16 protein-coding genes are annotated in these 18,290 nt (G+C 71.6%); 8 read left to right on the forward strand and 8 right to left on the reverse strand.

What is annotated here, in order from left to right:
- Window positions 1-13 precede the first annotated feature (13 nt).
- The 3 genes from BM140_RS25660 to BM140_RS00985 form a co-directional block, all read right to left on the reverse strand.
- Window positions 14-595, reverse strand: a complete 582-nt coding sequence (locus tag BM140_RS25660) for a hypothetical protein (protein WP_165616362.1) — start codon at window positions 593-595, stop codon at window positions 14-16.
- Between the two features lie 120 nt (window positions 596-715).
- Window positions 716-2,230, reverse strand: coding sequence for an ATP-binding protein (locus BM140_RS00980; protein ID WP_091941053.1), 1,515 nt, complete (start codon window positions 2,228-2,230; stop codon window positions 716-718).
- The gene (locus tag BM140_RS00985) at window positions 2,227-2,949 is read right to left on the reverse strand and encodes a response regulator (RefSeq protein ID WP_091941055.1); all 723 of its coding nucleotides are present in this window, start codon (window positions 2,947-2,949) and stop codon (window positions 2,227-2,229) included. Before BM140_RS00985 ends, BM140_RS00980 begins: the two co-directional genes overlap by 4 nt.
- A 193-nt stretch (window positions 2,950-3,142) precedes the next feature.
- Between BM140_RS00985 and BM140_RS00990 the strand changes: the two genes are divergently transcribed.
- From BM140_RS00990 to BM140_RS01005, 4 genes are all read left to right on the forward strand, one after another.
- Entirely contained in the window at window positions 3,143-3,424 is a 282-nt protein-coding gene (locus tag BM140_RS00990; RefSeq protein WP_091941056.1) for an accessory factor UbiK family protein, read from the forward strand.
- Between the two features lie 394 nt (window positions 3,425-3,818).
- Window positions 3,819-4,325, forward strand: a complete 507-nt coding sequence (locus BM140_RS00995; protein WP_091941058.1) for a type III secretion system chaperone family protein — start codon at window positions 3,819-3,821, stop codon at window positions 4,323-4,325.
- 31 nt (window positions 4,326-4,356) lie between these two features.
- A complete protein-coding gene (gene proC / locus BM140_RS01000) occupies window positions 4,357-5,202 on the forward strand; it encodes a pyrroline-5-carboxylate reductase (RefSeq protein ID WP_091941060.1) in 846 nt (281 codons plus the stop codon).
- A 71-nt stretch (window positions 5,203-5,273) separates the two neighbouring features.
- Window positions 5,274-6,053, forward strand: coding sequence for a TetR family transcriptional regulator (locus tag BM140_RS01005; protein WP_091941062.1), 780 nt, complete (start codon window positions 5,274-5,276; stop codon window positions 6,051-6,053).
- A 27-nt stretch (window positions 6,054-6,080) separates the two neighbouring features.
- On the opposite strand, the gene BM140_RS01010 is transcribed toward BM140_RS01005, so the two are convergent.
- Entirely contained in the window at window positions 6,081-7,844 is a 1,764-nt protein-coding gene (locus tag BM140_RS01010) for an acyl-CoA dehydrogenase (RefSeq protein ID WP_091941064.1), read from the reverse strand.
- A 124-nt stretch (window positions 7,845-7,968) separates the two neighbouring features.
- On the opposite strand from BM140_RS01010, the gene BM140_RS01015 reads away from it, so the two are divergent.
- A complete protein-coding gene (locus BM140_RS01015; protein ID WP_091941066.1) occupies window positions 7,969-8,955 on the forward strand; it encodes an L-threonylcarbamoyladenylate synthase in 987 nt (328 codons plus the stop codon).
- A 185-nt stretch (window positions 8,956-9,140) separates the two neighbouring features.
- Here BM140_RS01015 and wrbA read toward each other — a convergent pair whose 3' ends face one another.
- The gene (gene wrbA, locus BM140_RS01020) at window positions 9,141-9,740 is read right to left on the reverse strand and encodes an NAD(P)H:quinone oxidoreductase (protein ID WP_091941068.1); all 600 of its coding nucleotides are present in this window, start codon (window positions 9,738-9,740) and stop codon (window positions 9,141-9,143) included.
- 135 nt (window positions 9,741-9,875) lie between these two features.
- On the opposite strand from wrbA, the gene BM140_RS01025 reads away from it, so the two are divergent.
- The 3 genes from BM140_RS01025 (at window position 9,876) to BM140_RS01035 (ending at window position 12,301) form a co-directional block, all read left to right on the forward strand.
- Window positions 9,876-10,784 (forward strand): LysR family transcriptional regulator, encoded by a 909-nt coding sequence (locus BM140_RS01025; RefSeq protein WP_207549411.1) that lies wholly within the window; start codon window positions 9,876-9,878, stop codon window positions 10,782-10,784.
- A gap of 254 nt (window positions 10,785-11,038) precedes the next feature.
- On the forward strand, window positions 11,039-11,737 hold the full coding sequence (locus tag BM140_RS01030; RefSeq protein WP_091941072.1) for a DUF1013 domain-containing protein: 699 nt from the start codon (window positions 11,039-11,041) through the stop codon (window positions 11,735-11,737).
- 339 nt (window positions 11,738-12,076) lie between these two features.
- Window positions 12,077-12,301: a hypothetical protein gene (locus tag BM140_RS01035; RefSeq protein ID WP_091941074.1), complete on the forward strand. Its 225-nt coding sequence runs from the start codon at window positions 12,077-12,079 to the stop codon at window positions 12,299-12,301.
- 60 nt (window positions 12,302-12,361) lie between these two features.
- On the opposite strand, the gene BM140_RS01040 is transcribed toward BM140_RS01035, so the two are convergent.
- From BM140_RS01040 to BM140_RS01050, 3 genes are all read right to left on the reverse strand, one after another.
- Complete coding sequence (locus tag BM140_RS01040) at window positions 12,362-13,573, reverse strand: GGDEF domain-containing protein (RefSeq protein ID WP_091941076.1); 1,212 nt, start codon at window positions 13,571-13,573, stop codon at window positions 12,362-12,364.
- Window positions 13,574-13,786: 213 nt separating this feature from the next.
- Window positions 13,787-14,953, reverse strand: coding sequence for an HD-GYP domain-containing protein (locus BM140_RS01045; RefSeq protein ID WP_091941078.1), 1,167 nt, complete (start codon window positions 14,951-14,953; stop codon window positions 13,787-13,789).
- Window positions 14,954-15,140: 187 nt separating this feature from the next.
- On the reverse strand, window positions 15,141-18,281 hold the full coding sequence (locus tag BM140_RS01050) for an efflux RND transporter permease subunit (RefSeq protein ID WP_091941080.1): 3,141 nt from the start codon (window positions 18,279-18,281) through the stop codon (window positions 15,141-15,143).
- Window positions 18,282-18,290: the final 9 nt, after the last annotated feature.

Raw genomic sequence — 18,290 nt, forward strand, 5'->3', positions numbered from 1 at the left:
GCCCGAAACGGGCTCAGGCGTCGAAATCCATGACGAGGCTCGTCGCCGTGCGGCTGCCGCTCGACGCGCCGGTCGCGCCGTATCCGCCGCCGGTGCCGAGGCTCGACTGAAGCTGACTCAGGAAGTCCGAGATCAGCTTGGAGGCCGCCGCGTTCCCATCGCTCGCGGCGCTGTCGCTGGTGTCGCCGCTGCCCGCCGCGCCGGACGGGGGCGGGCCGCCCGGACCACCCGGACCTCCGGGGCCGTCCGGTCCCCTCGCCTCGTCGCCGCCGCCCGAGAACAGGGCTTTCAGCGTGTCGGCCTGATCGCTGGTGAGCGTGCCGGCGCTGACCTGATCGGCGATGAGGCCGTCGATCCTGTCCTTCATCGCCGCCGGGTCGGGGCGGGCGGCGCGGGCCGACGAACCCGTGCTGCCGGTGCTGTCCGAGGACAGGCTGTCATCGATCGAATCGAGCGCCGAACTCAGCGCCGTCGCGTCGGTGGCGCTGATCGTCCCGGAGGAGACGCCCTGTTCGAGGCGGTCGTCGATCCGCTCGCGGCCGCCGTGCGGCGGGCGAACGATGTGCGCGGCGGTGCTTCCTGAAATCGCGGTCACGGCAGACTCTCCCGGTGCGGGCGGCGGGCGCATCCGGCGCGGGAGTTTTTCCCACGCCGGATGCCGCCAGGAGAGCCGCACGTGCTTAACGGAGCGTTGCCGCGCCGGGGCGAAATGGTTTCAGACTGTTTCCGACCGGCCCTCGGCCGGCCGGCTGGAGGCGGCGAGCGGCAATTCGATGCGGGCGCACAATCCGACGACCTTGCCGCCCTCCTCCCGGTTCTCCAGGGTCAGACGCCCGCCATGGCCCTCGACGATGGCGAGCACGATCGACAGGCCCAGCCCGAAGCCGGTGGCCGCGTTGAGATTGCGCGCGCGGTCGCCGCGCACGAAGGGCTGGAGCATCGCATCGCGCTCGGCCTCCGGGATGCCGGGGCCGTCGTCCAGCACCTCCACGGCGACGCCGGGCCGGCTCCCCTGCCCTGACGGCCCCATCAGGATGCGGGCACCGCCGCCATACTTCACGGCGTTGTCGACGAGGTTGGTGAGCGCCCGCTGCAGGTCGTCGGGCCGGCCGCGCACGAGGACGTGGCGGCTGCGCTCCAGGCTCACCGCCGCGCCGATGTCGGAGAAGCCGTCGCAGACGGTCTGGACCACGGAGGCGAGGTCGATCAGCGTCGGCTCGCCCTCGCTCGCCCCGCCCTGCCCGTCCCGGACGTAGGAGAGCGCAGATTCGACGAGGCCGTTCATCTGGTCGAGGTCGCGCAGGGTCATCTCGCGGGCGCGCTCGTCCTCGATGAACTCGGCGCGCAGGCGAAGCCGCGTGATCGGCGTGCGCAGGTCGTGGCTGATCGCCGCCAGCATCTGGGTACGGTCGTCGAGGAGGCGCAGCACGCGGGCGCGCATCCGGTCGAGCGCCCGAGCGAGCGCCAGCACCTCCTCCGGGCCGCGCCTGGGCAGGGGCGGCGCCTCCTCGGCGGTGCCGAAGGCCTCGGCCGCCGCGGCGAGACCGGCCAGCGGCGCGGTCAGCGCCCGGGTCGCCCAGAACAACAGCAGCAGCAGGCTGACGCCGAGGAAGACGAAGGTGAAGATCAGGGCGCCCTGCCCGATCGGCGGGCGCGGGTTGTCGTCGGGGAGCGTCGCCCGCAGCCGCGCGCCCGCGGGCGTGGCGAGGCCGAGTTGGAGGAAGCCGGATTCGTGCCCCTCGGGCGCGAGATCGGTCAGGACGAGGCCGCGTCCGAACCCGTCCACCAGCCGCTCGACCAGGGGATGGTGGGCGATGAGCTGCTCCTGTGCCGGCCCATTGGCCTGCCCATTGACCTGCCCTTTCGCCTCGGCCGGCGGCGGCTCCCCGTCCCAGGGGGCGATGCGAAGCGTCGGCAGGGTGCGGGCGCCCGCGCGCAGGATCGCCGCGCGCTCGGAGGGCGCGGCGGCATCCATCAAACGGGCCACGGTCGCGAGCCGGGTCGCGGCGACGCCGGGCCGTCCGTCCGCCCGCCAGGGCTCGCGCAGGGCGATCACCGCGACGGTGGCGAGGACGTGCGCGGCCAGCATCGCCGCCACGACGAGGAGCGCGATCTGACCCGCCGCGCTCTTCGGACGCGGCCAAGGCAACCGGCGCGGAAGCGATCGCCGCCGCCGCGGAGCGGTCTCCGCCGGAGGCACGGCGACGGCGGAACCGCGGGGGGCGCTCATGAGCGGGCGATCTCCGGGGCGAACAGGTAGCCGCCGGAGCGGATGGTGCGGATGATCTCGGGGTTGCGCGGATCGCGCTCGATCTTCTGGCGGATGCGCGAGACCAGCACGTCGATGCTGCGCTCGAACGGCCCCGCCGCCCGCCCCTGGGTGAGATCGAGAAGCTGGTCGCGCGACAGCACGCGGCCCGGCCGCAGGCACAGCGCGTGAAGCAAGTCGAACTCCGCGCCCGTGATCGAGAGGCGCGCCCCTTCCGGGCTCAGCACCTGGCGCAGGCCCGCATCCAGCGTCCAGCCGGCGAAGTGGAAGCGGCGCACCCCGTCGCCGTCCTGCGGCTCGGCCCCCTTCCGCCGCAGGATCGCGCGGATGCGCGCCAGGAGTTCGCGCGGGTTGAACGGCTTGCCGAGATAATCGTCGGCGCCGATCTCAAGCCCGACGATCCGGTCGATCTCTTCGGATTTCGCCGTGAGCATCAGGATCGGCACCTGGGAGGACGCCCGCAGGCGCCGGCACAGGCTGAGGCCGTCCTCGCCCGGCAGCATCAGGTCGAGGACGATCAGATCGACGCGGGCATCCGCCAGCACCCGGTCCATCTCGCGCCCGTCCCCGGCCACGCTGACGCGGCACTCGTTGGCCCGCAGGTAGCGGGCGACCAGCGCAGAGATCTCGCGATCGTCCTCGACGACGAGGATGTGGGGGGTGGGGGCGTTCGCGCTCATGGCGGGGAGAGTCTTAGGCCTGCTTGCGTCCGCGCCGGAAGCGGGGGTGCGAGGAGGATTGTAACTGTGCTTTTCGGCGGCGCCGAACAGACACATGCCGCAACGGAGCGAGGTCCTTCGATTGCCCCGCCGCCCGTGGATTCTTATGTCGGACGACGCGCCCGGACACCCTCGGGCCCGGGAGGAGAACCCCATGCAGAGCCCGAACCGCCTCTTCGACGACGTCGCCCGGCTGTTCACCGACGCCGCCGGGGCGGCCCAGGGGGTGCGCCGCGAGGCCGAGACCCTGATCAAGGGACAGGCCGAGCGCCTGATCCGCGACATGGACGTCGCCACTCGCGAGGAGGTCGACGTGCTGCGCGATCTCGTCGCGGCCCTGCGCAGCCAGAACGACGCACTGGCCGCCCGCGTCACCGCGCTCGAAGCCCGGCTCGGCGCGGAAGCCGGCACCGCGGGTAGCACCGAAGCGGTCTGATTTTTGGCGCCCGGCCGCCGCGGCAGAGGGAAACCGGGAGCCTTTTCCTCGATTCTCCCCCTGTCGCTTCGCCCCGATTCGCGTGTCGGCGCGCGGCAACACCGTCCGGATTCGAATTTTCTTTGCACAGGAAGCAGCGGTGGAAAGCGCTTGTTGCCCACCGCTGATGCCGAGGCGACGCTTTGAAGCCCGCCGGGGCTGCGGGCTATAACCAAGTCACAAGACGATTCGCCCCGTCGGGACAGACCGACCGGACCGCGGGGCGACCATGAAATCCGACCGAAACCCTCCGCAGGACGGAGCATGACGGAACTCGTCCGGGTTCCGCCACGGCCCTGCTTTGCCCGCCGGCCCGATCGGACTTGGTCCGACCGTGCCGACAACGTGGATCACCATGACCCAGCTCAGCCTCATCGAAGACAACGACCGGTCCGAGCACCCGATCGACGTGGTCGAGCGTCTCGCTTCCCTGCGTGACTGGATCTTCGACCGCATCGAGACCGACGAGATGTCGGTGTCGGTCTCGGGGCGCTGGGCCGAGTACCACGTCGCCTTCACGTGGATCGAGGAGGTCGAGGCCCTGCATGTCGCCGCCGCCTTCGACCTGAAGGTGCCGGAGCGCCGCCGCGCGGAGATGCTGCGCCTCGTCTCGCTGGTGAACGAGCAGCTCTGGATCGGCCATTTCGACCTGTGGTCGTCCGACAGCGTGGTGATGTTCCGCCACTCGCTCCTGCTCAACGACGGCCTCGCCCCGACGCAAGGCCAGTGCGCGGCCCTGATGAAGGCCTCCACCGACGCCTGCGAGCGCTACTACCAGGCGTTCCAGTTCGTGCTCTGGGCCGGCAAGTCCGCCCGCGAGGCCCTCGACGCGGTTCTGTTCGAGACAGAAGGCGAGGCTTGATCCTTTTCCGATCCGGTGGGATCGAGGGGGCATGACGGACACGCCCGCTCCCCTTTCCGGCTCTCTCGCCGCCCTGCCCACCCCGCTCGTCCTCGTCGGCGCCGGCAAGATGGGCGGCGCCCTGTTGCAGGGCTGGCTCGCGGGCGGGCTCGATCCCCACGCCACGGTCATCGTCGATCCGCTTCCCTCCCCCGAGATCGCCGAACTCTGCGCGACACGCGGCATCCGGCTCAACCCGGACCGGCCCGAGCCCGCCGGCACCCTGGTGCTGGGCTTCAAGCCGCAGGGGTTGGAGGCCGCCGCGCCCTCGCTCGCCCCCTGGATCGGCGAGGCCACGCTCGTCGTCTCGATCCTCGCCGGCAAGACCATCGCGGACCTCAAGCGCCGCCTGCCCGGCGCCCGCGCGGTGGTGCGCTCGATGCCCAATCTCCCGGCCAGCATCGGCCGGGGCGCCACCGGCGCGGTGGCGAGCCCCGAGGTCGATGCGGGCCAGCGCGCGGCCGCCGACGCCCTGCTCGCCCGTGCCGGCCTCGTCGCCTGGCTCGAGGACGAGGCGTTGATCGACGCGCTCACCGCCGTCTCGGGCTCAGGGCCGGCATACGTGTTCCTGCTGGCCGAAGCCCTGGCCGAAGCCGGGATCAAGGCGGGCCTGCCGGCCGACCTCGCCCAGAATCTCGCCCGCGCCACCGTGGCCGGCGCCGGCGCGCTGCTCGAGGCCGATCCGCGCTCCTCGGCGCAACTGCGCAAGGACGTGACCTCGCCGGGCGGCACCACCGCGGCGGCGCTCGCGGTGCTGATGCGGGACGGCGGCCTGCCCGATCTCATGGACGAGGCGGTCGAGGCCAACCGGCGCCGGGCGGGCGAATTGTCCGGGTGAGGCGGACAACGCTTCAAGCCCGCGGAGCGGCACCTACATGGAAGGCGAAGCAAGACACGGAGCCTGATCCCATGAAAGAGACCGGCGAGCCCCGATCCGGCGCCCCGAAATCCGGTGCCAAGGCTGGCGCCAAGACCGGTCAGGCGAAGCAGACCGCCGCGTCCGAGTCCCACGCCAAGCCGAACCCGCGGGAGGCCGCGGTCGAGGCGCTGATGCGGCTCGCCGCCGAACAGCCCTGGAACGACATCGAGATCGGCGACATCGCCCGCGAGGCCGATCTCTCGCTCGCCGAATTGCGCGAGCTGTTCCCGTCGAAGGGCGCGGTGCTCGGCGGCCTGTCGCGGCTCATCGACCGGGCGGTGCTGGAGGGCGATTCGAGCGATCTCGCCGACGAGCCGGCCCGCGAGCGCCTGTTCGACGTGCTGATGCGCCGCCTCGATGCGATGACCCCTTACAAGCCGGCCCTGCGGCGCATTTCGTTCGCCCTGCGCGGCGACCCGCTGTCGATGCTGGCGCTCAACGGCGTGGCCCTCAACTCGCACCGCTACATGCTGGCGGCGGCCGGGATCGACACTGAGGGGCCGCTGGGGCGGATCAAGATCCAGGGCACGGTGGTGGCCTTCGCCCGCACCGTCGAGGTCTGGCTCGACGACGACGATCCGGCGCTGGCCCGCACCATGGCCAAGCTCGACCGGGAAATCCGCCGCGGCGAGACCTTCATGGAGCGCGCCGAGGATGCCCGCCGCCTCACAGCCCCGTTGCGGGCCATCGGCCGCGCCCTGATGGAGCGCCGCCCGCGCCGCGAGCGCGCGGAGCGCAGCGCCGACGAGGATCCGGCGGCGGCGATCTGACGGCGCCCGTGAGGGGCCACCCTCCCCTCACCCGGCCAGCGCGAAGGCCGGATCGTCGGCAAAACTCCCGCCGGTGAGGATCGCCTGTTCGAGGCCGGAGGCGGCCGGCAGCAGGTTCTCGGCGAAGAAGCGGGCGAGCGCGATGCGGGCGGCATGCGCCGGATCGGTCTCGCCGGCTGTCAGGGCCGCGCTCGAGGCGAGCCCGGCTTGCGCGAGGCAGGCCGCGCCCTGCACGAGGCCGAACAGGCGCAGGTAGGGCGTGGCGCCGGGCAGCGCGTCCTGTGGCCGGTTCGAGCCCAGCGCCTTGAGCAGGAAGCCCGTGGCGCGGTCGAGGCTGGAAATCCCCTCGCGCAGGCGCGCCGCCGCGTGGCCGAAGCCGGGGTTGCCGTCCTTGAGGAGGCCTTCCGCCACCCGCCGGATCGCGGCGATCTGCGCGCCCACCGTGGTGCCGCCGTTCAGCGGCAGCTTGCGGGTGACGAGGTCGATCGCCTGGATGCCGTTGGTGCCCTCGTAGATGCCGAGGATGCGGGCGTCGCGCATGAGCTGGGCCGCGCCGGTCTCCTCGACGAAGCCCATGCCGCCGTGGACCTGCACACCGAGCGAGGTCACCTCGTTGGCGATGTCGGTGGCGAAGGCTTTCGCCACCGGCGTCAGCAGCGAGGCGCGGTCGTAGGCCGTTCTGCCCTCCGGACCGTGGGCCGCGTCGAGAGCCTGCGCCGTGAGGTAGCAGATCCCGCGCGAGGCCGCCGTGTAGGCCTTCATGGTCAGGAGCATGCGCTGCACGTCGGCATGCGCCGCGATGGCGCTGACGGGCTCCGCGGCGCCGGGCGCCCGGCCCTGGCGGCGCTCGCGGGCGTAGTCCAACGCCTTCTGGGTCGCGGCCTCGGCCACGCCGACGCCCTGCAGCCCGACATTGAGCCGGGCCGAGTTCATCATCGTGAACATGCAGGCCAGGCCCCGGTTCTCCTCGCCGATCAGCCAGCCGGTGGCGCCGCCGCCATCGCCGAAGGCCATGGAGCAGGTGGGCGAGGCGTGGATGCCGAGCTTGTGCTCGATTCCCGAACACCGCAGGTCGTTGCGCGCCCCGTCGGGGAGCACCTTCGGCACGAGGAACAGCGAGATGCCCCGCGTGCCCGCGGGCGCGTCCTTGAGGCGGGCCAGCACGAGGTGGCAGATGTTGTCGGCAAGATCGTGCTCGCCGTAGGTGATGTAGATCTTGGCGCCCGTGATCCGGTAGCTGCCGTCGCCGTTCGGCTCGGCGCGGGTGCGCAAGCCGGAGAGGTCCGAGCCGGCCTGCGGCTCGGTCAGGTTCATCGTGGCGGTCCACGCGCCCGAGACCAGCTTTTCGAGGTAGCGGCCCTTGAGGTCGTCGGAGCCGTGGGCGGCGAGCGCCTCGATGCCGCCCGCCGTCAGCAGCGGGCACAGGCCGAAGGCGAGGTTCGCCCCGTTCCACATCTCGGTGCAGGCCGCCGCGACGAGGTGCGGCAGGCCCTGGCCGCCATGCTCGGGGGAAGCCAGCACGCCGTTCCAGCCGCCCGCGACGAAGGCCCGGTAGGCCGCCGCCCAGCCCGGCGGGGTGGTGACGGCGCCCTCCGAGAACGGCGTGCCGTGCCGGTCGCCCGCGCGGTTGAGCGGCGCGATCACGCCGGCGGCGAACCGGCCCGCCTCCTCCAGGATCGCGATCGCGTCCTCGGGCGCGAGATCGCTCCCTCCCTCGGCCAGCACCGCATCGAGCCCGGCCACATGGCGGAGCGTGAAGACCATCTCCTCGACGGGGGCGCGATAGGTCATGGGGGCGTGAACCTGACTTGCACGGGTGTCTGGCACTGACGGACGGCGCGGACCGTTTGACGGCCCGCACCGGGGGAGGCTAGGGCCGCTGATCCCCTGGCACGAGATCGCGTTCCCCTCCGACATGGACGGATTCCCGTCAACAGCGACACGGCGCCTGACCGCCGACGAGGCCGGCCTCGCCGAGGCCGCCGCCCTCCTCGCGGCCGGGCGGCTCGTCGCGCTGCCGACCGAGACGGTCTACGGGCTCGGCGCCGACGCCACCGATCCGGCGGCGGTGGCGGCGATCTACGCCGCCAAGGAGCGCCCGAGCTTCAACCCGCTGATCGCGCATTTGCCGACGCGCGAGGCCGCGTTCGCTCAAGGCCTGTTCGATGAGGCGGCGCAGAAACTCGCAAAAGAATTCTGGCCGGGGCCGCTGACCCTGGTGGTGCCCGTGGCGCCCGGCGGCACGGTCTGCGATCTCGCCCGCGCCGGGCTCGACAGCGTCGCCCTGCGGGTGCCGGGCCACGGACTCGCCCGCGACCTCCTGGCGCGGGTCGGGCGGCCGGTGGCGGCGCCCTCGGCCAACCGCTCGGGGCGGGTGAGCCCGACCCGCGCCGACCACGTGCTGGCCGATCTCGATGGGCGCATCGCCGCCGTGCTCGACGGGGGCGATTGCCCGGTCGGCGTCGAATCGAGCGTGGTCGCCTGCCTCGGCGGCAAGCCGCGGCTGCTGCGGCCCGGAGGCGTCACCCGCGCGGCGCTGGCCGCCGTGCTGGGGTTTTCGCCGGAGACGGGGGGAGAAGCCGGGGCGAAGCCGGTCGGGCCGGGGCTGCTCGCCTCGCACTACGCCCCGCGGGCCGGCGTGCGGCTCGACGCCACCCGGATCGGGCCCGGCGAGGCGGCGCTTCTGTTCGGGGCGTTCCCGCCCGACGGGCTGGCGGAGGCCCGCGCGGTCGAGAACCTGAGCGAGGGCGGCGATCCGGCGGAAGCAGCCGCGCGGCTGTTCTCGGCCCTGCGCCGCCTCGACGCTTCGGGCGCGGGGGTGATCGCGGTCGCGCCGGTGCCGGAGACCGGCCTCGGCGAAGCCATCAACGATCGCCTGCGCCGGGCGGCCGCGCCGCGCTGAATCTTTTTCGCGGATTTCTCGGAACCGATCGGCGCCGAGGGCATTGTCCGTTCACGAAGGCCAGTTCAGCCCCCAATGGCCTTTTCCCTTCAAGGCTCGGAGCAATCCGAGCCTTTTTTCTTGCGCGCCGTGCAGGGCGATGCGGGACCGAGCGATGTCGCTCGATCCCCACAAAGCCAAAAGAATCAGCCGGCGAGCTTGGCGGCGATGCCGGCCACGTGCCGGCCCTGGAAGCGGGCGCCGTCGAGTTCGACCTCGCTCGGCTGGCGCGAGCCGTCGCCGTCGGCGATGGTGGTGGCGCCGTAGGGCGAGTTGCCCTTCACCTGCTCGACGCCGTTCTGGCCCGCGAAGCTGTAGGGCAGGCCGACCACCACCATGCCGTGGTGGAACAGGACCGTGTGGAAGCTCGTCAGCGTGGTCTCCTGGCCGCCGTGCTGCGAGGCGGTCGAGGTGAAGACCGAGCCGACCTTGCCGACCAGCGCGCCCTTGGCCCAGAGGCCGCCGGTCTGGTCGATGAACTGCTTCATCTGCGCCGCCATGTTGCCGTAGCGGGTCGGCGTGCCGAAGATGATGGCGTCGTAATCGGCCAGTTCCTCGACGGTCGCGATCGGCGCCTGCTGGTCGAGCTTGTAGTGGAACTGCTTGGCCACCTCCTCCGGCACCAGCTCGGGCACGCGCTTGACCGCGACCTCGGCCCCGGCCTCGCGGGCGCCCTCGGCCACGGCCTGCGCCATCCGCTCCACGTGGCCCCAGGACGAGTAGTAGAGAACCAGAACCTTCGCCATCGCGCGTCACTCCTCGCATGGGCCCGCGGATCTGCGGCCCCGTTCGAATACGGGCGGAGTATGGGGGTTCGGCCCGCTTGCAGAAATGCTCTCGCGTGCAAGATCATCCTTGCGTCGATGCAAGGAGGGGGAGCGGTGGCGGTCGCGTGGGACGAGTTCCGCCTCGTGCGGGCGATCGCCGAGCGGGGCGCCCTGGCGCCGGCCGCCGCGCAGCTCGGCATCAACCCGTCCACCGCCTTCCGGCGGCTCGCGGCGCTGGAAGCGGGACTCGGGGCGCGTCTGTTCGAGCGCCACCGCGCCGGCTACGTGCCGACGCCTGCGGGCGAGGCGATGGTCGCCGCCGCCGCCCGGATGGAGGAGGAGGCCGCCCGCTTCGACCGTGAGGTGGCGGACCGCGCCTCGGTGCCCTCCGGCGTGCTGCGCATCACCGCGCCGGCCGGGCTCGCCATCGATCTCCTGATGCCGATGCTCGCCCGCTTCCGCGGGCTCTACCCGCGGGTGCGGCTCGATCTCGTCGTGTCGGAGGAGGCGCTGAACCTGTCGCGGCGCGATGCCGACGTGGCGTTGCGCGCCACCCGCGAGCCGCCGGACAACCTCGTCGGGCGCCGCCTCTCGGGCGTGGCCTGGGCGGTCTACGGCCCGGCCGCGGGAAGCCCGGGGGCGGATCCGCTCTGGGTCAGCCCGGACGAGGGCGTGGCGGGCGGCCTGTTCGCCCGCTTCGTCGCGGCGCGGGCCGCGCCCGAGCGGGTGGCCCTGCGGCTCAACTCGGTGCAGGGCCTGTGCGAGGCGGTGGCGGCGGGCATCGGCATCGGCGCGCTGCCCTGCTACGTCGCCGATCGCCATCCGGCCCTGCGCCGCCTCTCGGGCCCGGAGCCGGACCTCGCGGTCGGCCTCTGGCTCCTGACCCATCCGGACCTGCGCCGCTCGGTGCGGGTGCGCGCCTTCCTGGAGCACGCCGCCGCCGAGATCGCGCCGCTGCGGGCGGCCCTGGAGGGGCGGAGGGCGGAAAGGTGTTTCGAGCACCCGGACGGCGCCACGGCGTGAGCGGCCCCACCAAAAGCGTGAGCCTTGCCGCAAGGACATCCAGAGGCCGCGCACGCGACCGCCGGTGCCCGAGGTCATCGAAGAGACATCTAATACAATTGCGCCAGGGGCGCTTCCGCCTGTATAAGCCTCCATCCCCTCATTCATCGCGACACGGGATCCTCCGGGCTTCGAAGCCGGAGGTCGCGGGAAGCCCGTTTCCGCTCCCCGGCGCGAGGCCCCGTTCGACACCCGATCCGTCTGGAGTTTGCCCGATGTCCCAAGGTCCGCTGATGCCCAAGGCGACCGCCGTGTGGCTCGTCGAGAACACCTCGCTGGCCTTCGAGCAGATCGCCGATTTCTGCAAGCTGCACCCGCTGGAGGTGAAGGGCATCGCCGACGGCGAGGTCGCCGCCGGCATCAAGGGGCTCGATCCGATCACCACCGGCCAGCTCACCCGCGACGAGATCGAGCGGGCGCAGCGCGCTCCGAACTACAAGCTCAAGGTGGCGGTCTCGAAGGTGAAGCTGCCGGAGGTGAAGCGCACCACCAAGGGCCCGCGCTACACCCCGCTGTCGCGCCGCCAGGACCGCCCGAACGCCATCCTCTGGCTGATCCGCAACCATCCGGAACTCAAGGACGCGCAGATCATCCGGTTGGTCGGCACCACCAAGTCGACGATCCAGCAGATCCGCGAGCGCACTCACTGGAATTCGAGCCAGCTCTCCCCGCTCGATCCCGTGACCCTGGGTCTCTGCTCGCAGATCGACCTCGACTTCGAGGTCCAGCGCGCCGCCAAGGACCGCCCGGCGGTGGTCCAGCCGGATGCCGGCGCCAAGCTCCTGCCGACCGAGGTCTCGACCGCGCCCGCCGCCGAGGCGGAGGCAGACGCCGAGGACGAGGATCTCAACGCCGACGCCGTCTTCGCCAAGCTCAAGGGCATGAGCCGCATCGACGAGGACGACGAGGATTGAGGGATTCCTGAATCGTCGGACCGAGACATCACCGGATGACGCAAAAGGCCCCCCGCTGCGAAGCGGGGGGCCTTTTGCGTCGAGCGGACTGCGGATTCCGGCTCCCTCCCCCTCAGAGGCGCGGCACCGGGGAGAATTTGGCAAGGGATTGCCGATAGACATTTCGCGAGAATCGGTGAGCCACCGCACACGGCGGGGCCTGCGGTTCCCAAGCAACGTTCCGAAAGGTGGTTTCGGCTTTCGGAAGACGGCGCTGCGGCACGCGCCGCAAGAGCATCGGCCGGAATCCGAGGTCCGGGACGCTTCCGGGACGAGCCGATCACGGGACCGGGGTTGACCATGATTGCCAGGCTGTCCGACGAATTGTGTCTGCTCTCGACCAAGGATTTCGTCGATTACGAGATCATCGACGGCGGCGACACCGTCGTGGTGAAGTTCGAGGGTGCCGATTGTCGGCGCGTCGGCGTCATGATGTCCCGCCGCGTGCTGCAGGCCATGGTCCGCGCATTGACCGATCTCGCCGCCGAGGCCGCGCCGCAGGATCGTCTCCGCCTGGAGACCTAAGGCCGCTTCCGCTCCCCTCCGCGCAGGCCGCGCCGAGGCGGAGCCTTCAGGAGCGGCGGATCACGCGCTGAGCCGCCGCGCCTCGGGCGTTTCCTCCGAGATGTCTGCGGTCTCGATCTCCGCGGTCTCGATCTCCGCGGCCTTGCGCGAGGCGACGCTGCAGCGGCCCTTGCCGAGGGACTTGGCGCGGTAGAGCGCGGAATCGGCCGCGCGCATCAGCGCGGCCAGACCGGTGCCGTGCTCGGGCGCCGTGGCGATGCCGACGCTGACGCCGACCGTGAGGGCTCGACCCTCCGGCCCGACCGGGTGAGGGGCGAAGATGCCCGCGATCAGCCGCTCGCCGAGGTCGATCAGGGCGCCGCGCCCCTGCCCCGGGCAGAGCACGATGAATTCGTCGCCGCCGATCCGGGCCGGCACCGCGTCGGGACCGGCCGCGTCGGCGATGCGCTCGGCCACGCTGCGCAGCAGCCGGTCGCCGACCGCGTGGCCGTGGGTGTCGTTGATCGCCTTGAAGCCGTCGAGGTCGAGATAGAGCAGGCCGGGGGCTTGGCGTGCGTGGCGCTCGAACGCCGCGCTCAGCCCGGCCCGGTTGGCGAGGCCGGTCAGCCCGTCGTGATGGGCGAGCGCGGCGTTCTCCCGCTCGGCCCGCATGGTCGCCACCAGTAGGCCGTTGAGCCGGTAGGCGGCCCTGGTCATGGCCAGGATGTAGAACGGGATCTGCAAGAAGGTGACGGCGAGCAGCACCTCGCCCGTCAGCGCCGCCGCGAAGCAGCAGGGCCCGAGGGTCAGCGCGATCATCACGGCGGTCAGCCGCGGGGCCGAGAAGTTGCGGAAGCAGGTGCCGCCCACCATCGCCGCCGATGACAGGCACGCGAGGGTCGCCACCGTCCAATCGCCCGAGACGATGCTGACGAAGGTGCCGTAGCCGAGGCTTCCGGCCCAGGCGACGGCGAGCAGCAGGTTGAGGTCGGTCGGCGTCGGGCGCCCCTCGCGCGCGGCGCGGTTGGCCACCACCAGCACGGCGAGCCGGCTCAGGCAGATCCCGATCTCCAGGGCGAGCCATGCCAGCATCGACGGCTGCGGCAGGCGGGCGGTGATCGCTCCGGCGACCAGGATCGTATTGGTGACGCCGCCCACGAAGATCGGCAGCGTGCCGTAGAGGTTCGCGATCAGGGCGAGCCGGATCGGCTCGGGCACATCGCGGCCGGGCTCGGCGAGCCACCGCCCGAGCCGTGTTCGGGGCGGCGAGTAGACCCTTTTCGTGTCGCGCATGGAAGGCCCGGACGGTTCGCGGCTCGGGCCTCCCGGCACTCGGCCGGCCCCATGGCGATCCTATTTCCGGGTTCGTTACGAAAAGGTGTTTCGCGAGCGTTACGGCTCCCTACTCCGTGCAACCCCGACGGCTTGCAGAATACTTCCATCGACGGCCAAGCAACGGCCCGTGGAACGACGTCCTTTATCGATGGATGCACGGCTTGATCGGTCTCATCGGCCTTTCGGGGCGGGGACGACGGCGGGGCTCGGGGCGGCCGTCGCGGCGCGCCCGACGATCGGGCGATAGGCCCGCAGCAGGTCGGGATCGAGTTGCCCGGACTGGGCTTCCATGATCGCGAAGGCCTCGGCGTGGGTCATCGGCGGCCGGTAGACCCGCCGCTCGGTGAGCGCGGAATGCACGTCGCAGATCGCCACGAGCCGCACGAGGTCGCCGATCCGCGCGCCCGTCAGGCCCTCCGGATAGCCCGAGCCGTCGAGCCGCTCGTGGTGATGGCGCACCACGTCGAGGATCTCCGGGCCGTAGGCCGCCTCGCGGCCGAGCAGGTCGGCGCCCAGATCGGCATGGGTCTGCATCACCCGCATCTCCTCGGGGGTGAGGGGCCCGGGCTTGTCGAGGATGGCGTGGGGGATCAGCGCCTTGCCGACATCGTGGAGCAGGGCGGCGCGGGCGAGGCGGCGGCTGTCGGCACCGGACAGGCCGAGTTCGGCCGCGAAGGCGGCGGCGAAACCCGCCACGCTCAGGGAATGCTGGTAGACCGAGATGTCGTGGCGCCAGACGAGGTCGAGCCAGGCGCGGATGCCGACCTCGGACACGGTGTCGAGCACGATCTCGGTGCCCTCCTCCACCGTCGCCGGGCTCGGGGGGCGGCCCGAGGCGGCAGCGTCGAACATCCGGGTGACGAGGCGGGTGGCGGTCCCGACCCGCGCCCCCGGCCCGCTGCCGGCCGCGACCGGATTCGTGCGGGCCTGCGCCTCCTCGACGAGGCGCATCAGCGTCGGCACGATGCCGGCGGAGCGGCGGGGATCGATCACCACGGGGGAGCCGAACAGCCGCCGGGCCGCCGCATCCTGGGCGGCGCTGCCGCGGGCGAGATAGAGGCAGGGCACCGACCGCGCGCGGATCAGCCCGGCGAGCCGCTCGATCCAGACGCCGCCCTCGGCCTCGGCCCGGTCGGCGGCGATGTCGATGACGAAGGCGACCGGCTGCCCGGCGGGGAGGGCCGCGCCCGGCTCGATCATCCGGCAGGGCTGGACCAGGGCGATGCCCGAGGCCAGACGCTCGGCCCGCGCCCGGCGATCCGAGACGAGGCAGACGTAGCGGCCCTCTCGGCGGCTGTCTTGGCGACCTTCCTGACGGCCTTGTGGGTGGTCCTTCATGGGGCATCCGTCGGCCGCGAGCCTTCGGACTCGGAAAGCGGCATCGGCGAGACTGTAATAAATGTGTTGAGAAAAACTTGGCGATTTCTACGTATCCGGATCCGACGCATTCGCGCGGATCGCGGGGCCGGGCGCCGATACGACCACGGCGCCCGATCGGTCCGAGCGGGAGTTTTGTAAGAGACGCTTATTCGGCGGCGACGCGCCGTCCGAACGAAGCGGGCTCGTTGGCCGGCGGTGCTGCGCGATAGGGCTCCTCCTCCGGGCCGGGCTCGTCGGTCGCGCCGACGAAGCGGCCGAACAGGCGCACGAACAGCCGCGAGAGATCGTCGACGAGGAGGTAGATCGCCGGCACGAACACCAGCGACAGCCCGGTCGAGACGATCAGCCCGCCGATCACCGCCACCGCCATCGGCGCCCGGAACTCGCCGCCGATGCCGAGCGCCATGGCGGAGGGCACCATGCCGGCCGCCATGGCGATGGTGGTCATGACGATCGGGCGCGCCCGCTTGCGGCCCGCGTCCACGATGGCGGTGACGCGATCCACGCCGCGGGCCGTCTCCTCGACGGCGAAGTCGACCAGCATGATCGCGTTCTTCGTCACCACACCCATCAGCATCAGGATGCCGATCACCACCGGCATCGAGATCGGCATGTGGAAGATGAGGAGCCCCAGGATCGCTCCGCCGATGGAGAGCGGCAGCGAGAACAGGATCGTCAGCGGCTGGAGGAAGTTGCCGAACAAGAGCACCAGCACCCCGAACACCATCATCAAGCCGGCGCCCATGGCGAGCGCGAAGCCCTCGAACACCTCGCCCATCACCTCGGCGTCGCCCGTCTGCTTGATGGTGACGCCGTCCGGCAGGTTGGTCGCGGCCGGCAGCGCCATCACCTGCTCGATGATGGTGCCGAGCGCGTCCGAGCCCTGGAGGTCGCCCTCGATGGCGACGCGGACCGTGCGGTCGTAGCGCTCGATCGCGGTGGGCCCTCGCCCGAGCTTGAGGTCGGCGACCGTCGCGAGCGGCACCGCGGCCCCCGCCTTCACCGGCACCTTCAGGGTCTCGATCTCGGGGAGCTGCCCGCGCAGGGTCTCGGGCAGCATCACCCGGATCGGCACCTGCCGGTCCTTCGCGTTGAACTTGGCGAGGTTGGCCGCGATGTCGCCGATGGTGCCGACTCGCACCGTCTCGGCGATGAGGTCGGTCGAGACGCCGAGATCGGCCGCGACGCCGGGCTTCGGGGTGATGCGGATCTCGGTGCGGTCGAGGGGCGCCGTCGACATCACGTTGACGAGGTAGGGCACGCCCGCGGCCTCGCGCTGGAGCCGGGCCGCGACGTCGGCCACGACGTCCTTGTCGGGGCCCGACACGATCAGGGCGAGTTCGCGCTGCCCGCCCTCCTGCAGCGACCAGAAGCGGATGTCCGGCACCTGCCGCAGGATGTCGGAGATCTTCAGGTCGACCTGCTTCTGGGTGAGGTGGCGCGTGTTCTTCGGCGTCAGGTTGACGGTGAGGCTCGCCAGCCGCACCTCCTTCTTGCCGGGCAGCTGACGCCCGCCATCGACGAAGACCGACTTCACCTCCGGCAGGGCCCGGATCGTCGCGACGATGCCGTCGGAGACCCGCTTGGTGTCGTCGAGCCGGGCGCCGGGGGGGAGTTCCACCACGAACATGGTGCGCGCCGCGTCCTCCGCCGGCAGGAAGCCCGCGGGCAGGAGCCGGGTGGACGCGATCGAACCGGCAAAGCAGGCGAGCCCGAGGATCAGCGTCAGGTATTTGTGGCGCACCGACCAGGCCACGACCCGGCCGTAGAGCCGCATCACCGGCCCCTCGCGCTCGTCCTCGGGGCCGTGGTCCCGCAGGAAGTAGGCGGCCAAGAGCGGCGTGATCAGGCGCGCGACGAGCAGCGACATGAACACCGCGGCCGCGATGGTGAGGCCGAACTGCTTGAAGTACTGGCCCGCGATGCCCGGCATGAAGGAGACCGGCGCGAAGATCGCGATGATGGTCGCCGTGATGGCGATGACCGCGAGCCCGATCTCGTCGGCGGCCTCCAGCGCGGCGCGGTAGGGCGATTTGCCCATCCGCATGTGGCGGACGATGTTCTCGATCTCGACGATGGCGTCGTCGACGAGGATGCCGGTCACGAGCGTGATGGCCAGCAGACTCACCGCGTTCAGCGAGAAGCCCAGCGCGCTCATCACCCAGAAGGTCGGCAGCACCGAGAGCGGGAGCGCGATGGCCGCGATCAGCGTGGCGCGCCAGTCCCGCAGGAACAGGAACACCACGATCACGGCGAGCGCCGCCCCTTCGAGCAGGCCCATCATCGCCGAATGGTAGTTGCCCACCGTGTTGACCACGCTGGTGTCGATCAGGTCGAAGCGCACGCCCGGATGGGCGGCGTGCAATTCCTCGATGCGCTTCGCGACCGCGACCGAGACCTCGGCGTCGCTCGCCCCCATGGCCCGCGAGATCGCGAAGCCCACCACCGGCTCACCGTTGAAGCGGGCGAAGGTGCGCGGTTCCTCCGCCGAATCCATCAGCGTCGCGAGTTCGTCGAGCCGCACCTTGCGCCCCCCCGGCACGACGATGGAGGTCGCCCCCAGGGTCTCCAGGCTGGCCGAGCCGCCCAATGTCCGGATCGACTGCTCCGAGCCGGCGAGTTCCCCGCGACCACCCGCCATGTCGGCCGAGGTCAGGCGCAGCTGGCGGTTCACGTCCGCCGCGGTGATGCCGAGCGCCAGCAACCGGTCGGGTTTCAACGTCACCCGGATCTCGCGGGCGACGCCGCCCAAGCGCTCGACGCCGCCGACGCCCTTCACCCCCTGGACCTGACGGGCGACCACGTCGTCGACGAACCACGACAGGTCCTCCGGCGTCATCGCGGGCGCCGAGGCGCCGTAGATCATGATCGGCAGGCCGGCGATCTCGACGCGGCTGATGATCGGCTCGTCGATGGTGCGCGGCAGGTTGATGCGGATTTTCGACACCGCATCCTTCACGTCGTTGACGGCGCGGTCCTGATCCGTCTCCAGCCGGAACTCGATCGTGGTGATCGAGGCGCCCTCCGAGATGGTCGAGAGGATGTGCTTGACGCCCTTCACCCCGGCCACGGAATCCTCGACCCACTTCGTGACCTGGGTCTGGAGCTCGGAGGGGGCGGCGCCCGATTGCGTGATCGTCACCGAGACGATCGGGATGTCGATGTTGGGAAACCGCGTGATCGGCAAGCTCCGGAAGCTGACGAGGCCGAGCACCATCAGCACGAGGAACAGGACGAGCGAGGGAATCGGCTTGCGGATCGCCCAGGCCGAGATGTTGAGGCGCATGGCGAGTTC

The sequence above is a fragment of the Methylorubrum salsuginis genome, assembly GCF_900114375.1.
GTDB lineage: Bacteria > Pseudomonadota > Alphaproteobacteria > Rhizobiales > Beijerinckiaceae > Methylobacterium > Methylobacterium salsuginis.

What these genes read in the sequence shown, in the direction of transcription:
- BM140_RS01030 (WP_091941072.1), top strand. Translation starts at nt 11,039, where the DNA reads ATGTCCCAAGGTCCGCTGATGCCCAAGGCGACCGCCGTGTGGCTCGTC.
- BM140_RS01040 (WP_091941076.1), bottom strand. Translation starts at nt 13,573, where the DNA reads ATGCGCGACACGAAAAGGGTCTACTCGCCGCCCCGAACACGGCTCGGG.
- wrbA (WP_091941068.1), bottom strand. Translation starts at nt 9,740, where the DNA reads ATGGCGAAGGTTCTGGTTCTCTACTACTCGTCCTGGGGCCACGTGGAG.
- BM140_RS01045 (WP_091941078.1), bottom strand. Translation starts at nt 14,953, where the DNA reads ATGAAGGACCACCCACAAGGCCGTCAGGAAGGTCGCCAAGACAGCCGC.
- BM140_RS00980 (WP_091941053.1), bottom strand. Translation starts at nt 2,230, where the DNA reads ATGAGCGCCCCCCGCGGTTCCGCCGTCGCCGTGCCTCCGGCGGAGACC.
- BM140_RS00990 (WP_091941056.1), top strand. Translation starts at nt 3,143, where the DNA reads ATGCAGAGCCCGAACCGCCTCTTCGACGACGTCGCCCGGCTGTTCACC.
- BM140_RS01010 (WP_091941064.1), bottom strand. Translation starts at nt 7,844, where the DNA reads ATGACCTATCGCGCCCCCGTCGAGGAGATGGTCTTCACGCTCCGCCAT.
- BM140_RS01005 (WP_091941062.1), top strand. Translation starts at nt 5,274, where the DNA reads ATGAAAGAGACCGGCGAGCCCCGATCCGGCGCCCCGAAATCCGGTGCC.
- BM140_RS01015 (WP_091941066.1), top strand. Translation starts at nt 7,969, where the DNA reads ATGGACGGATTCCCGTCAACAGCGACACGGCGCCTGACCGCCGACGAG.
- BM140_RS01050 (WP_091941080.1), bottom strand. Translation starts at nt 18,281, where the DNA reads ATGCGCCTCAACATCTCGGCCTGGGCGATCCGCAAGCCGATTCCCTCG.
- BM140_RS00985 (WP_091941055.1), bottom strand. Translation starts at nt 2,949, where the DNA reads ATGAGCGCGAACGCCCCCACCCCCCACATCCTCGTCGTCGAGGACGAT.
- proC (WP_091941060.1), top strand. Translation starts at nt 4,357, where the DNA reads ATGACGGACACGCCCGCTCCCCTTTCCGGCTCTCTCGCCGCCCTGCCC.
- BM140_RS00995 (WP_091941058.1), top strand. Translation starts at nt 3,819, where the DNA reads ATGACCCAGCTCAGCCTCATCGAAGACAACGACCGGTCCGAGCACCCG.
- BM140_RS01035 (WP_091941074.1), top strand. Translation starts at nt 12,077, where the DNA reads ATGATTGCCAGGCTGTCCGACGAATTGTGTCTGCTCTCGACCAAGGAT.